Origin of the sequence: Gimesia aquarii (assembly GCF_007748175.1) — a bacterium.
GTDB lineage: Bacteria > Planctomycetota > Planctomycetia > Planctomycetales > Planctomycetaceae > Gimesia > Gimesia aquarii_A.
The window spans coordinates 2,635,701-2,650,912 of record NZ_CP037422.1; the positions used below are offsets into that span (position 1 = coordinate 2,635,701).

At 46.3% G+C, this 15,212-nt stretch carries 12 protein-coding genes; 3 read left to right on the forward strand and 9 right to left on the reverse strand.

The window, feature by feature from the left end; all coding sequences use genetic code 11:
- Positions 1–36 precede the first annotated feature (36 nt).
- From V202x_RS10380 to V202x_RS10415, 8 genes are all read right to left on the reverse strand, one after another.
- The gene (locus V202x_RS10380) at positions 37–345 is read right to left on the reverse strand and encodes a cyclic-phosphate processing receiver domain-containing protein (RefSeq protein ID WP_145174004.1); all 309 of its coding nucleotides are present in this window, start codon (positions 343–345) and stop codon (positions 37–39) included.
- A 250-nt stretch (positions 346–595) separates the two neighbouring features.
- Positions 596–1,342, reverse strand: coding sequence for a DUF1080 domain-containing protein (locus V202x_RS10385; RefSeq protein ID WP_145174007.1), 747 nt, complete (start codon positions 1,340–1,342; stop codon positions 596–598).
- Positions 1,343–1,656: 314 nt separating this feature from the next.
- Positions 1,657–2,223, reverse strand: coding sequence for a hypothetical protein (locus V202x_RS10390; RefSeq protein ID WP_145174010.1), 567 nt, complete (start codon positions 2,221–2,223; stop codon positions 1,657–1,659).
- Between the two features lie 192 nt (positions 2,224–2,415).
- Positions 2,416–2,706 carry a hypothetical protein gene (locus tag V202x_RS10395; protein WP_145174013.1) on the reverse strand — a complete coding sequence of 97 codons (291 nt, stop codon included), beginning with the start codon at positions 2,704–2,706 and terminating at the stop codon, positions 2,416–2,418.
- A gap of 1,212 nt (positions 2,707–3,918) precedes the next feature.
- A complete protein-coding gene (mutL, locus tag V202x_RS10400; RefSeq protein WP_232098934.1) occupies positions 3,919–5,856 on the reverse strand; it encodes a DNA mismatch repair endonuclease MutL in 1,938 nt (645 codons plus the stop codon).
- 162 nt (positions 5,857–6,018) lie between these two features.
- Positions 6,019–6,702, reverse strand: coding sequence for a UbiX family flavin prenyltransferase (locus V202x_RS10405; protein WP_144988705.1), 684 nt, complete (start codon positions 6,700–6,702; stop codon positions 6,019–6,021).
- Positions 6,703–6,732: 30 nt separating this feature from the next.
- A complete protein-coding gene (gene ubiE, locus V202x_RS10410) occupies positions 6,733–7,470 on the reverse strand; it encodes a bifunctional demethylmenaquinone methyltransferase/2-methoxy-6-polyprenyl-1,4-benzoquinol methylase UbiE (protein ID WP_145174018.1) in 738 nt (245 codons plus the stop codon).
- 24 nt (positions 7,471–7,494) lie between these two features.
- On the reverse strand, positions 7,495–8,976 hold the full coding sequence (locus tag V202x_RS10415) for a UbiD family decarboxylase (protein ID WP_145174021.1): 1,482 nt from the start codon (positions 8,974–8,976) through the stop codon (positions 7,495–7,497).
- A gap of 140 nt (positions 8,977–9,116) precedes the next feature.
- Here V202x_RS10415 and V202x_RS10420 point away from each other — a divergent pair, with 140 nt between their 5' ends.
- Complete coding sequence (locus tag V202x_RS10420; RefSeq protein WP_145174025.1) at positions 9,117–10,097, forward strand: bile acid:sodium symporter family protein; 981 nt, start codon at positions 9,117–9,119, stop codon at positions 10,095–10,097.
- Between the two features lie 4 nt (positions 10,098–10,101).
- Here the strand turns inward: V202x_RS10420 and V202x_RS10425 are convergent, their stop codons facing one another.
- Entirely contained in the window at positions 10,102–10,380 is a 279-nt protein-coding gene (locus V202x_RS10425; protein WP_144988713.1) for a transcriptional regulator, read from the reverse strand.
- Positions 10,381–10,884: 504 nt separating this feature from the next.
- On the opposite strand from V202x_RS10425, the gene V202x_RS10430 reads away from it, so the two are divergent.
- Positions 10,885–13,824 carry a hypothetical protein gene (locus V202x_RS10430; protein WP_145174028.1) on the forward strand — a complete coding sequence of 980 codons (2,940 nt, stop codon included), beginning with the start codon at positions 10,885–10,887 and terminating at the stop codon, positions 13,822–13,824.
- Positions 13,825–14,168: 344 nt separating this feature from the next.
- A complete protein-coding gene (gene fbaA / locus V202x_RS10435) occupies positions 14,169–15,200 on the forward strand; it encodes a class II fructose-bisphosphate aldolase (protein WP_145174030.1) in 1,032 nt (343 codons plus the stop codon).
- The last annotated feature ends 12 nt before the right edge of the window (positions 15,201–15,212 follow it).

Sequence of the window (15,212 nt, forward strand, 5' to 3'; positions counted from 1 at the left end):
AAAATCAGGTCATCCAAGGCGTATGTCTGAAGTTAATCAATCCGCACCGCAGTAACACTCGGTCAGTCGCTGGATTGAAACAAGGGCTGAAAGCATCCGGTTGCGGGCCGGGGGATTGGCGGTGTGCACGTGAATCACCGGAGGATCGAAGTCGCGCGTGGCGACGGCTTCTTCAATCCACAGCAGCACATCGTAACCCGTCCCGCGTGTATCATCGCCCAGATCATCGTCCAGACTGATTTCTCTGACGTTGCCTGTCTCTAAAAGTGTTATCGCTTGCTCAGGCCAGCGTACCTGCCGCCAGCCCGGCGGCGCCGGTCGTACATCGTCCAGATAGATTCTCATGAATTTGCTTTCTATTTCGTACCAAGAACCAGAGTATCCTGAGAAAAATTGCTTTCTCTCAGACAGACACATTCCCTTCTAAAAAGTTCGCCTGCAGCGCGTAAGACGAGCCGACAACAGTAGAAAAGGCTGTTTCGAGCCTAATAAAGAATTCATAGGTCAGGAGATAGTGAGAACCTGATTTTTTCTGTCTCTGGCCCTTTTATGATGGGCCTTTTTGATATGCAGACAAAAAGGTAAGACGGTGTGACTAGTCAAGCGTTCTGAACTTCAGTCTTCTGACTTCAAATCGATAGGCACCGTTGGGTCGAAATTGTAGTGCAATTGCATCGCCAGATGGCCGTTTCGCGACAACACGATCGACGATTTCGTTGGCCAGATTTCCATTCAAATAAAGTTGAACCATATCGCCTTTGACTCGGACCAGACAATTATTCCACTCAGGTGGCTTCCGAAAAACCTTAGTCGCTTGAAATGACTGTGGAAGAGGCTTTATCTTTTCCGTTCCATTTGCCTCGATTCTGACTCGGTTGCCACGTTTAAACATTCGGTGTCGCTTTCCATCAAAAATGTGACCGAATAACTTGCCCTCGCGTTGCCATCGATTGGTGCTATAAAGATTGGCGGTATCTAATTCGGCCTGATATCCGGCTAGATTCCCCTTCTTATTAACCTTTCGACTTCGATCCACAAGAAAATAGACTCCAGCATCCTGTGGCGCACTACTTATGATTCGATATTCCAGTCGGAATTCGAAATTATCTTTTAGCTTGCCGTCCCAAATCAAATGGTGAATTTTCGGTAGCGATTTCCCGCCAACCGACTCAGCGACGATGACTCCCTTTTCTGATGACCACCATTTGCCTGGATCGCTCCATTCATCAAGACCATCAACACTGATTGATTGCCAGTTTCCGGGTGTCTGGGAATCAGCAGTCTGAGGTAGTGAGAGGAATATACTCAAACAAGTAAGAACGCTAAAATAATGTGGTTTCATCAGTTACATGCCTCTATAAAAAAGAAACTCGTAAGGGGCCAGGCCCTTTCTCTGTCGTTCCATAGCTGAAAAATTCAGTTTTACGTCTTAATTACACGATTTCATTTTTTGGCTCATTTTTCAGACGCTAGTTAAAAGATGAGCTGTTACTTTTTGTCCAAATCCTTCAACTCATCGGGGAGAGTTAAAAAAACACTCCCGGATTGTTCTGCAAGATATTTAGCAGGAATTTGGTATTTTGCGTACTTTCTTAACGCATGATCAACGGCAACAGAAAGGGCTTTAGAATAAAAAACCTGCCTATCATTTCCATACTAGACATCCAGATAAAAACCAATTTTTGCAATACCAATAATGAGCGGTTTCTTAACACCTTTATACCGCACCTTCATCACACCTAACGAGGCTCCTGCACCATAACCTCCTTGGCTTCTACCACAGTCAGAGGCGAGTTTTCGTAAAATATACCTGGGTTGTAGTGCAATAGAAAACATTCTACATACTTTCGGATCTTTGATCGTCACATCAGCATAAACATCATCATCACCAATCTTACCAGGTATCCTACCACTCGGTATGAAGATACGAATTGACTCGATTTTGTGTTCTTCTAAATGCCCTAATCGCTCCCAGTTACTGAGACCCTGAGGCAAAAAATAAGGTTTTTCAGTATAGGCACGCCTTTGTTCTTTTGGCAGGCTGGTAATCCATTCGGAATCATCTTCAGGTAGATAGCTTGAACCTAGCATTTCCTCAGGTGGAAAGTCAGCGAAACTGAAAGCATTTGATCTGAGTTCATTCATATTCAACAATAAAACGAGTAATACGATTATGACTAGCAAGCCATATCCAGATTTGAAAAATAAATTGTTATTAGACATGGTCACTCGCACTGTTTGAATGAGTGTGTATTTCAAATACGGTGACAACTATCGTACCACCCAGATATGTACTATTTAACCTCGTGAAGATCACTTTCGGGCTATTTGATCATATCCAGTAGAATGCAGGGACACAATTTTTTCTTGCGAGTGAAGCTTAAAGGGGTCAGCGAATGTGACTGAGTTTCACAGTTACTCATCGTTTTCTTTATATTCCCTTCGCATATATGTCAAAAAATCATGTGCATCAATGAATGAATTTTTTGCCGCTGACCCAATGAATGGAATCTTATGTTTTACGATCCATTCGCAAATCGTTTTTTCAGTAACATCATACATTTTAGCCCAGTAAGACACTGCATAAATCCCTGATTCTGGCAATTGCCATCTTGGCTTAAAATTCTCCTGGTCACTATTTTGGTAAGAAATACCCTTATCAATTGATCCGATTTCAGTATCATGGCTTGTATTGGTGTCAGTCATTGGAAAACCTTTTCCTAAAAAAGGTGGCTAAATTTCGATGCTGACAATGCCCGACAGGAACTCACACTTCCTGTCGGGTTTTTTGTTAACATCGGATAAAGACGCATAAAGATTCCATCATCTGACAGTATTTGGGGGGAGCACGAGCAAAAAGTAGAAGGTGCTCTAAACGCTGATCTAAGTTAACAGCGTCAATTATGATTCCGTTAAGAAATCTTCGTACATTAGATAAGAAGAGGTATGCAGTATCTACGCAGCATATTGGCAAGTCTGTTTCGAGTCGCTCTTTTTTATGTATCCAATGATTTGAAGAATCATATCCATATACAATGTCAGTGTTTAACACCAATACCTCCGAGGTATTCATTCAGCACTTTTGGAGGGTAGGGTCCGAAATCATACCACTAGACAAAAGAATTCCTATAGCAATTGTTAACAAAATAAACATTTGGAAACCTTGCATAGTTTCACCTCCGCAACTCAAACGACGAAATAACGAAACCCTCCTTCGCGTAGAAAAAGGTGCCAGCCACATCAATCCTGTAAGCCCAGTTCAATGGTGCTCGTAGCAAGATACTAGGATCGAATGACACTGCCGAATTTTCATCTCTGAGTAGATCACTGCGATCAAGTAGAATGCGAGCTCACGGACTAAATTGAGCTAGTGAAAAATCAGTTTTTTCTATCGACCTGTTAAGTCTTGTTTTGTTTGTTCTTCATTGGAATCTATCGACCATGATGTTCTGGTATATGTATTGTCTGACTTCTCTCAAGGATTGTCTTGTGACTTCGAACCATCATCGCCAACGGCGTGAAGAGGTCAAGCAAAGACTTATGCGCCTTATTGTCTCGGTTTGTGACAATCGACGCAGTAATGTGTATCATTATGCAACCCAAAGAGGGTTGAAGGGACCTGAATCATGGTGCTCAAACGGAACTACTGTTGATAAAGATTGCGAACTCTCGCCAAACATAGGAGGTTTTATAATGCTCTCTTCGGCAGGTGCGGAAGTATTTACTAACAAAAAATTCTTGCCTCGCGCGCGCGATGCAGATCACGGAGTTTCGAGAAAGGCAAGGCTGTGTCAAGTTAAAATAGTTCACATGAAATGAAGGAGAAAATGACGTTTCAAGCGTTGTGAAAGAGTCAAGATCGTTTCCTGTTCCAGATTTTCACCTCACAATGAAAATGCGGAACTGAAAACTTTGAACCTACCCCATACGACCGAATTGTCGATCGAGTTCGGCATGGCTGAGTACTAATGCCGAGGGTCTTCCATGCGGACAATGATGGGCGTCGTCGATGAGATGACGTTGCTCAAGCAGACTGAAGATTTCTTCCTGCGTCAAACGTTGGCCTGCTTTGATGGCGGCTTTACACGACATCATCGTGATTAAATCATCCAGCAGGTCACGCCGGGAAGGTTGTTTGGATTGATCGAGGTTATCCGCAATATCACGCACTAACTGTTCCAGATTCACCCGCTGTAACATCACAGGATAGCTGTTTACCAATAGAGTGTTGCCGCCGAATTCTTCAATGCCTAGACCAAAGCTGTTGAGCATCTCCGCATGGTCCAGAATGAGAGCCGTCTCCTTGGGACTCATCTCAATCGTCAAAGGGACGAGTAACTTTTGCGACTCGACAGACTGGGCCAACACACGCTTCCGGAAATATTCATACATAATTCGTTCATGGAGTGCATGCTGATCGATGATTGTGAGCGCCCCTTTGATCTCAACGACGATGTAGCAGTTCAACACTTGAATCGGTCTCAAATCTGCGGTCGCGACTTCCGCAAATTGATCTTCCTGCCGATCACTTTCCGGAATCAGAACAGGCTCTGTACTGACCTCTTCAGATTGTGACAACGAACGTTCGGCGGCTTCCTGAAACTTGGCAAGCGTTGTGCTCTCACGGTCCGTCGTACTCTGACTGCTAAGTGGTCTGGCCGGTTCGGGTCTGCTGGAAATTGAACGCGGTGTAGAGCTCACTTGTATCGAAGGACGCTCTTCGATCGCCTGTCCCAATTGTTCCTTCGCCCAACTGGTCAGGTCCATTTGTGTTTGTTTTTGCTGGGGTATTTCAGGTGATGCAATTGAACCAGGATCAATGTCACCTTTTTTCGTCAGTGACATCTGCGTTTGCAAGTCCATACTTAGAAACTGACTGCGCAACGTAGAAAGTAACTGACGATACAGATTCTGGCCATCCCGAAACCGCACTTCCGATTTCGTCGGATGCACATTTACATCAACCATCGAAGCCGGCATATCAAGATAGAGGAACGAGATCGGTTGTCGCCCCACCATGAGTAGTCCTCGATAGGCTTCGGTCAACGCATGCTGCAGCGTGCGATCTTGAATCCAGCGACCATTCAAAAACAGGTACTGTCCTTTGCGAGTCGATTTATTTTGACTGGGATGAGACACATATCCCCAAATGCGAATGTCATCCACTTCCGACTCAACCCAGATCAAGTGATCGGCCAGTTTCTTTCCATAAAACAGACGCAGGCGATCGATCAGATTATCTGAAGGGGGCAGATCAAAGATGACTTTACTATTGTGGCGTAACACCATGTAGAGTCGAGGATGTGCGAGTGCCGCGCGGGTAAACTGCTCGCTGATATGACCAAACTCGGTTTTGGTCGTTTTCAGGAATTTACGTCGCACTGGTGTATTGGCAAAGAGCTGCCTGATTTCAATCGACGTTCCTAAAGGGCAGCCACAAGGCTGTGGTTTACCGGCGGCTCCGGTGTTGACTTCAAATTCGAGGCCCTGAGATTGATCGGCGGTGCGTGTGCGAATGCGAAACTGGCTGACTTCGGAAATCGAAGCCAGTGCCTCGCCGCGAAAGCCCATGGTCTGCACGCTGAAGAGATCATCGGCTGAAGTAATTTTACTGGTAGCATGGCTGGAAACGGCGAGCAATAAATCGTCAGGGTGAATGCCTTCGCCGTTATCGACGACGCGAATCAGGTCGGCCCCCCCATTCATGATGTCGACTTCGATGCGGGTAGCCAGTGCATCGACACTGTTATCGAGCAACTCTTTCACAGCACTGGCTGGACGCTCGATGACTTCCCCCGCGGCGATCTTGTTAATCACACTGGTATCGAGTTGATGAATGCGGGAAATCGATTCCACGGAGGCCTTCCGTTCCATTTATAGATCAGTCCGACTGATGAGTTGGGTTTGTTTGTCTCTACCGTTCTTTTTAACCGCTTGACGAGAGAATCGCAATGAAACCTGCTCTCAGAAGTCAGTAGACGGAACACATCTGGTGATCAAATCAAAACGCGCTGATTCCTAGCTGCCCCAGCGTTGATGAATGTCGTGCTTGATTCCCAGATGATCGCAAATCCGCCCTGAAATGAAATCGACCAAGTCATGAATCGTAACCGGATTATGGTAAAAGCCAGGCGCAGCCGGCATGATCGTCGCACCGGCTTGCGTCAAACGAACCATATTCTCCAGCGGAATCAAACCGAGTGGCGTTTCGCGGGCTACCAAAATCAGCTTGCGTCGCTCTTTCAAATGCACATCGGCAGCCCGATGAATCAGGTTGTTACAAGCCCCTGAGGCGATACTTCCCAGGGTTCCCATCGAACAGGGACAGATCACCATGCCCGCAGTCAAAAAAGACCCGCTGGCAATACCCGACATAAAATCCTGGTAATGATGATAAATCAGTTCTCCCTGTTTCACATCGGATTCCCCCAGCACAGAACTCAGCGCAAAATCTTCGTTGGACGCGTTCTTCATTTTGCTGATCGCGCTATCTTCCGGAAGGTTCGAAGGATCGGGAAGAAGTTGCTTGGGGTCGAATTCTTCTAAGTCGATCTTGAGTCCGAGTTCCTGCTTTAACACATAAGTCGCAGCCGGGCTCATTGTAAGGTGGACGGTACGTCCGGCTGCCATCAGAACTTCGACCAATCGGACAGCATAAATGGAACCACTGGCCCCTGTGATTGCAACGACAACGTTAGACATGCGGATGCACCTTATCTTCTACTTCTGAATTCATTCTGAAACCGAATTCTCCCCCTCATTTGAGAGTTCCGGTTTCGTACCGACATACAGCGTGGCAATTCCGAATGTGAGCGGATACCAGCGCGTTCTCTGTAATCCACACTCATCCATCAAATCGGCCAACTCCTTCCCATACGGAAACTCAGAGACCGACTCCGGCAGATAGTTATAGGCTGACTGTCTGTTACGGGCCAATAATTGTCCCATTTTTGGCAAAATATGTCGAAAATAAAATTGATAGCCGGCACGCAGTAATGGATTGGTGGGCATCGAAAATTCCAGTACGGCAACCTGACCCCCAGGCTGACAAACGCGAATCATTTCTTTGAGCCCCTGTCTGGTATCGGATACATTTCTCAATCCAAATGAAACAGAGACGATCTGAAACTGATTATCGGCAAACGGTAACTGCTGCGTATCTGCTTCAAGAAAATTCAGGGCCTCACTGTTGTTTTTCTTCAGAGCCAGCTTCAGCATATCATGCGTGAAGTCGGCACCAATGACTTGTGTTTTGCCGCCGGTCCTTTTGAGATACGAAATAGCAAGATCACCGGTTCCTGTGCAGACATCCAAAATCGGTGCTTCTCCCGCCGGTGCCACTTTCCGCACCGTTCGCCATCGCCAATAATAATCTACACCTCCCGAAAGAAAATGATTCATAAAGTCATAGCGGGGCGCGATCTCGCCAAACATCTGCTGCACACGTGAGCCGGTTTTGTCTACATTCATAGCTGGAATATCTGCTTTATTTTTTCAGGAAAGGCCTAGTTCATCTAATCGGCTACGTACGCGCTGTTCTATGTCTGATGTCATTTTGAGCGCAGCGGGCCATTCGCGGGAATGGCCTTCTGCCATTGATTTCCGGGTCGCATCGAATCCCAGCTTATGGCCGATACCCATCACATTTGAACTGTGATCATACACATCGCCGGGACCTTCCGAGTCAATCAAATCACGTCCGGGATCCACATTAGTACTGACATGATACCAGATTTCCTGCTCATCATGCACGTTCACATCCTGATCCACGACAACAATCATCTTTAATGAGAGTAAGCGTTCCAGACTCCACAATGCATTCACGACGCGGCGTGCCTGCTGCGGATAAGATTTCTGGATACTCACGAACATCAAATAGCGTCCCACTCCTGCTGAGGGAAAATGAACATCTACGATTTCCGGTACCATTAATTTCAACAAGGGCAGAAAGATTCGTTCGTTTGCCTGAGAAAAGATACCCTCTTCCGCGGGCGGTGCGGCAGGAATCAAAGCCGGCCAAATCGGATTCGCGCGATGCGTGACGGCAGACAAATGTAATGGCAACACCATTTCCGCTGCACTGTAATAACCTGTAGGGTTGGCGACCACACTCACTTCCTGTGGTTCTGTTGTGGTATCAATGAAGCCTTCCATTACAATTTCTGCCTGTGCGGGAACATCAAGATCGATGGTGCGACCTTTGACCAGTTCCAAAGCGCGATTGCGGAGAAAACCGCTGAAGGCATAAGGATCCGTTGGCGTTGGAAGTGGTGCGTGAGCTGTATAGAGGCAAACCGGGTCACCTCCTAATACTACCGCCACCGGCATTTGCTGCGCGCGAGACTGATATTTCTGCAAGAGCTGGTGACCCGCGTCATGCTGGCTCCAGCGAATGGCCAATTGCTGATCTGAAATGACTTGAATCGGACGTGTATTGACAAATCGGGTATTGGTATCGGGATCAAAGGTCACAATTTGTGCCGCCGTGATTGTCGAATATTCTTCATCCGGCCAACACTTTAGGAGAGGAAATTCTCTGAGGTTGACATCCCGACCTAATTTGACTACCTGTTGGCAACTGGCTGTTTTGACAACTCGCGGTTTGATATTGAGCAACTGCGAAAACTGTGGAATCATCTGCAAAGAATCGAGCCAGCCTTCCGGAAGGTCAGGCTGTAACAACCCCGTTACTCGATCGGCAATTGTATCGAGAGAACCAGTACGCAAAATCTGCAGCATCCGCGGCAGACTACCATACAAGTTTGTGAGCACAGGGATTTTATGCCCGATCACGTTATCGAACAACAGGGCTGGTGCAGTATCGTTCTGGTTCGACTTGATGACATATTCTGTAATCGCGGCGAGTTCCAACTCCGATTCCACGGGAGCAGAGATGCGTTTTACCTGCCCCGATTCTTCGAAGTCTGTTACAAAATCGGCCAGATGGTCCGCATTCATCATTATGGTGTTATTCATAGAAATTCGGGAACAATTCGATTACATTCAGGAATCATAACCGATTTAGAACATCCCACAAATGATCGCAGCAGTGATCCTCTCAGAATATTGGGATCCCAAAACAACACAGACCTTTGAATCTTCCGGACTTATCAATCATGCTGCAACGCTTTCTGCTATTCTGGCTGGTTCTATTATCTGCTGTCGCTGTCTTCTGGGATCAACTCATTCCCTTCGATTTCCACCCCTTTCATGCTTCGAAGCCTTATCTTTCGTATTTATTTGCTTTGACGATGTTCGTTATCGGCGCATTGCTTCCCGCCGATGAAGTACAGGAGGTCTTCCGCCGTTGGCATACCGTATTAAGTGGCACATTTGTGCAATATACTGTCATGCCTGGATTGGCTTATCTGATGAGCCTGTTCTTTTTAAACAATCCAGAGCTGCGCATTGGTATTATTCTGGTAGGCTGTGTTCCCGGTGCCATGGCCTCGAATGTATTAACCCTGGCTGCACGAGGGAACGTCAGTTATTCGGTCTGTCTGACCACAACAGCGACCCTGCTCTCACCCTTGATCGTCCCGCTATTCTTATATCTCGCAGTTGCGGGTACTGATATTAACGCAGTACAACTCGCGATCGACACATTTGTGAAATTACTGCTGCAAGTTGTCATTCCCGTGATTGCCGGGCATCTGCTCGCTCGCAAAAATCAACGATTCAGTCGATTCATGCAGTTAATTGGACCGACGTTCGCTAATCTTTCGATCTTATGGATCATTGCGACCATTATCAGTTTGAATCAGAATCGTCTGCAGCAGGTGTTTTTGTCTCTTGCAGCGACTTTACTGGTGATTAACATTTTGGGATATCTGTTTGGGTATCTCGCCGGTACGGTCGTCAGACTCGATGAAGCAAAACGAAGAGCACTAACACTCGAAGTGGGCATGCAGAATGCTGGTTTGGGAGCAGTCCTGGCGAGTGATTTGTTTCCGGGCAAAGAATTGATTGCACTTCCGCCCGCCCTTTATATGTTTGGTTGTATGTTGACGGGAACCATCCTGGCGCAAGTCTGGTCACGGAAACAAGAGCGAAAAGAAACAGCAGAAGATCAAAGCGAGAGAATGTTCTCAACGTAATTGATTAGGTTTCTTCGAGGCGCGCTTTCAATTCGTCACGTTCTTTTTTGGTAGCATCCAAATCGAACATCAGATATTTGACATCCAGACGTAGCTGAGCCAATGCTTCTTGAATCAGACCCAGAATACGACGGCGGCGTTTCACAGATTCCACAACTCGTGAATAGGAAACTTCCAACTGCGACTGAAGCTCTGGTGGAAGCTCTGCGATTTTCTTACCCAGATCGATTACTTCACGGGGTAAACTTGCACTATCTGATTCGTCGGAAAGTCGCGTATTCATAATGTATCATTTCTCAGTTTGCGCCTGTGCCTTCTCCATATCCATGAATCCACATGGAAAACTTCGTAACTAATAGAACAGATTTTGTGCCGATTATAAAACTTTAAAAAAGAATTAAATGTAAGTCTTATCTAATAAACAACTTATAAAACATTTTCACACAGACGTCCCTTTAACCAGTTTCGCAAAAATGGAAGGCTTCGTCTTGGCTCAATTTGAAGATTCTTCTAAAATCTCCAGCGATTCAAGCTGTTTTTAGCTACTTCAACGCTTGGTTGAGAAAAAGCAACGCTGACGTTGATCAAGTGAAACGAAAACCGTTTGTAATCAACAATTTGTAAAGAATGCTGAACGATGTTCGGTTTAAAGAAACTGGGAAACATATAAGCCCAGCAGTAGTTGATCACTTTTAAAAACCCTCCAGACTTTAGTATGTAAATTAGTCTAGATTGTGACATTTCCACAGCGTTTTCTACCCCAGGATGGGCCAGAGTTTGGGCATTGATGCCACACAAAATTTGTGAGTTAATTCAAGGACGAATTGGTCTGCTGGCGGTTCTGATTCTGGAACTGTGCATCGCGTCGCTCTTGCGCGCCGAAACCTATCATGCTAATTTTGATGATACGTCAAAAGTCAGTTGGCAGGTTCGCATTGATCCTTCTCAAGCACAAAAAAAGTGGCATGTCCGAAATACGACGACACCCCATGAAGGAACGGCCGCCGAACATTTGCAAATCGTCACTGGCAATGTCGGTTCCATCATTGAACTGTCACACCAGTTACCTTCCAGTCGTATTATTAATGAGTTGACGGTTTCACTCTGGTTAAAGTCCAACAGACGCGGTACTCGAATTGGTCTCGAGGCGGTACTGCCACATCAAATCGATCCGGAAACGGGGACGATGGCCAGAATCTATTTGATTGGTGATACTTATACCGACGAAGAAAAGTGGCAGCAGCTTCGTTGTACTACCTCCGAAGGACTCGTAAATCAATCCATTGGATTATTACGAGGACGGAGCAAACTCCGTCAAGTCGATACACGAGATATGTATGTGGAACGAGTTCTGATTGTGACGCGATCCTCATCAGATCAAGTGGAATTTCTTCTGGACGACTTAAAACTGTCACCGATTGTAAAACCCAGCCAATCAGTAATGGCTTCAGCGGCTGCGATGCATAAAAAAAGATCGAAGCCGATTGTGGAATTTCTGCTTGATCGAATCCAGGTACAGGGAAAACCAATGTTTCCCCGGATGACCCGCTTTCATGGAGAGAATCTGGTCGAACTCAAACAGACCGGCCTGAACGTAGTCTGGGCACCTCAATTCGATGATTATGAGTTTCTCGCGCAATTACAAAACCAGGGTCTATGGGCCATGGCAACGCCTCCTCGTCCTCAAGATGAACATGGCTCATTCCTCCCGTCACGAGATGCGACACTGATTCCCTTCGAGGATCAGACAGCCCCCATCATTTTCTGGAATCTGGGAACACGCATTCCAGGCAAACAGGGGGTCGAACTACTCAGTCGGGTCGGACAAATTCAAAGTGCTGACCGGCAATTCAAGCGGCCGATTATGGCAGACGTTCTGGGGAATGAACGACAAATCGCACGTGAAGTTTCAATGATCGGCTCTAGCCCTCATATACTGAATAGCGATGTCAGTTTGCTGCAGTATCGAAATACCCTGATCGACAAAAGTCGGATTGCGCCGGGTCGCTTTCTCTGGACCTGGATTCAAACGGAACCTACATCTGCAAACAAACGCTGGAGAAGTGGATCCAACAAAACACCCATTGTGATCGAGCCCGAGCAGATTCGCTTACAAACTTATGCGGCGCTCTCCGCAGGTTGCCGTGCTACCGGCTATTGGACAACAAATCGACTTGATGATACCACCACTCCGGGTGCCTTAGAACGAAAACTGGCCATTCGACAGTTAAACATGGAAATTGAGCTGATCGAACCCTGGCTGGCAAGGGGAACGGTCACCTCCCACATTCCCTTTAGCTTGAGACAACGCGCGACTCCACACATCAGGCAATTAGGCGCTGCCTTCAAAAATTCTGGTTCGAAACGACTTCTGCGTGATGAACTTCTGGCAGAGCGGGAAATACAAATTCAACAAGAAGAACAAATCGAACAGGAGTTGCAGGCAGCCATCATTCATTCTGAATATGGCATTCTCATTCTACCAGTCTGGTATCGTAATAATGCTCAGTATGTTCCCGATCAGATGGCCGGTAATGAAGCCACAATTATTGTACCGGGTGGAAATGTCTCTGCCTCAGTCTGGGAATTAAGTACGACAAAAATCCGAAATTTAGAGCGGAAGCGTGTGAATGGGGGCGTACAGATTACGATTCCCAAATTTGATATGACCTCAATTATCATTATGACCTCGGATCAGGGTCTCATTGAAAAGCTGAGAAAAAAAGTCGCTTCACTTAGCCAACTTTCTGCTGAAACCAGTGTGCAATTATGTCAGGCTAAACTGGAACGCTGTCAAAAAACAAATGCGGAACTCGTTCATTTAGGCGTGAGCCAGATTGCACGCATGGATGGACCGGCGATTCTCAAACGTTCACAACAGTTGGCAAGTGAGGCGGAAACTGCATTAGCCAGTCGGGACTATCGTACCGCGCATATGCGTGCTCGTGATTCCATGCAAATGCTCCGTATTTTGCAAAGAACCCAATGGCATGAAGCGACGCGCACATTTTCCTCTGCTCTGACAAGCCCGTTTACGATTTCTTATAGCACGCTGCCTGACCATTGGAAGATGATCGAACGAATTGGACGCAGTTCAAAGAACATCGAACCCAACATGTTACGTTCTGGTGACTTTGAAGATATTGATACAATGGTCGTTGAACGTTGGAAACACGAACAGAACTCGATTGAGGGAACCGAAGCGATTGCCGAGTTGTATCCGCGAGATAAAAAGTCTGGTAACTTCAGTCTACGATTATTGGCGGCCCCTTTGAAACGCAATGAAATTCCTTCAAATATCAAGGGGCCGCTAGTCAAAGTTACGACGCCTCCCCTTGCGGTTCGCAGTGGTCAAATTGTACATATTACCGGTTGGATTAAAGTGACGACTTCCATTACCGGTAACCAGCAGGGTGCTACTCTGCAGGACAGTATTATGGGGCCAGGTGGTGCACTTCACTGGAGCGAAAAGAGTGATTGGCAAAAATTTGACCTCATACGCGAAATTTCGCAAACTGGGAATTTGGTCCTCACAATGTCACTCAATGGACTGGGTTCCATCCTGCTTGATGATTTACGCGTTATCGCCTATACACCTGAGCCGAAACTCTACGAACACACCAATGCCACCCTCTCCCCTGATCCAGAAAAGACTCCCTCAGAGCCATACCGATTCAATCTGTTGAAAAAATTGCCGAAACTGCCTCCATTTCCTTTGAAAAAATAGGCATTTTAGCAGTTGAGCTACCCTGCATCCATATTTCCGGGATCGCTTCACACTTGAATGACGGGCCGGAACTTGCTAATAAACTGTATAAAAGCAGCGTAAAAAGGTGGACTCAAAGTTCGAATGCTCTCAGCCATGAGTTCGAAAAGGCGGGAGCCTTACAATTGTGCTCTCTGAAATAACCATATCCGGTTCCCTGCTGCTCGCTTTCAGTGATGAAAGAAACGACACTTCAGACCTCTGAGTAACAGCCCTGAATGAGTAAGATGTACGCTGTCATTCTGACTTTAAGTATTCAGAACGATAATATTTTCAACTACTTTTAAACTGAACAGGAAAAACCAATGCCGATTGCAACCCCAGCTCAATACGCAGCGATGCTGGATGCCGCTCAAGAAGGTAATTATGCCTATCCCGCAATGAACGTGACTTCTCTGGTCACAATCAATGGTGCTTTAAAAGCATTTGCAGAAAAAAAATCAGATGGAATCATTCAGGTTTCCACTGGCGGTGGCCAATTTGCCTCCGGCCTGGAACAGAAAGACGCCGTCTTGGGGTCAATCATTTTAGCAGAAGCAACTCACCGATTAGCAGAACGCTATGATGTGCTGATTGCCCTGCATACCGATCATTGCCAACCCGGAAAAGTCGATTCATTCCTGAAACCATTAATTGCCGAAACAACCCGACGTCGTGAGGCCGGACTTCCGAACTTATTCCAGTCACATATGTTGGATGCATCGGAATTGCCTTTAAAAGAAAATCTGGAATTGTCTGTCGAACTTTTAAGGCTATGTGCAGCAAATGAAATCATTCTGGAAGTAGAAGCCGGTGTTGTAGGTGGTGAAGAGGATGGAGTTGACAACTCGGATCAGCCTGCCGACAAACTTTATACTTCCCCCGAAGATATGGTTGCCGTCTATGAAGCACTGAATGGTCTGGGCCGTTATATGTTCGCGGCAACTTTCGGAAATGTACATGGCAGTTACAAACCGGGTTCGGTCAAGCTGCGACCAGAAATTCTCAAGCTCGGCCAGGAAGCAGTAGTTGCCAAATATGGTAAAGAGGCAGCGTTCGATCTCGTCTTTCATGGTGGCTCTGGTACCCCTGAAGATCAACTGCGTGAGACACTGGAATATGGTGTCGTGAAGATGAATATTGATACTGACACACAGTATGCCTTCACTCGTCCTGTAGTAGATCATATGATGAAGAACTACGATGGCGTTTTAAAAATTGAAGGAGAAGTTGGCAACAAAAAAGTTTACGACCCCCGAAGCTATCTGAAAGCGGCAGAACAAGGTGTCGCAACCCGTATGGGCGAAGCTTGTGATGACCTCTATTCCACAGGAAAGACAATCTTCGGCAAGGTTTAGACCTGCCACGAT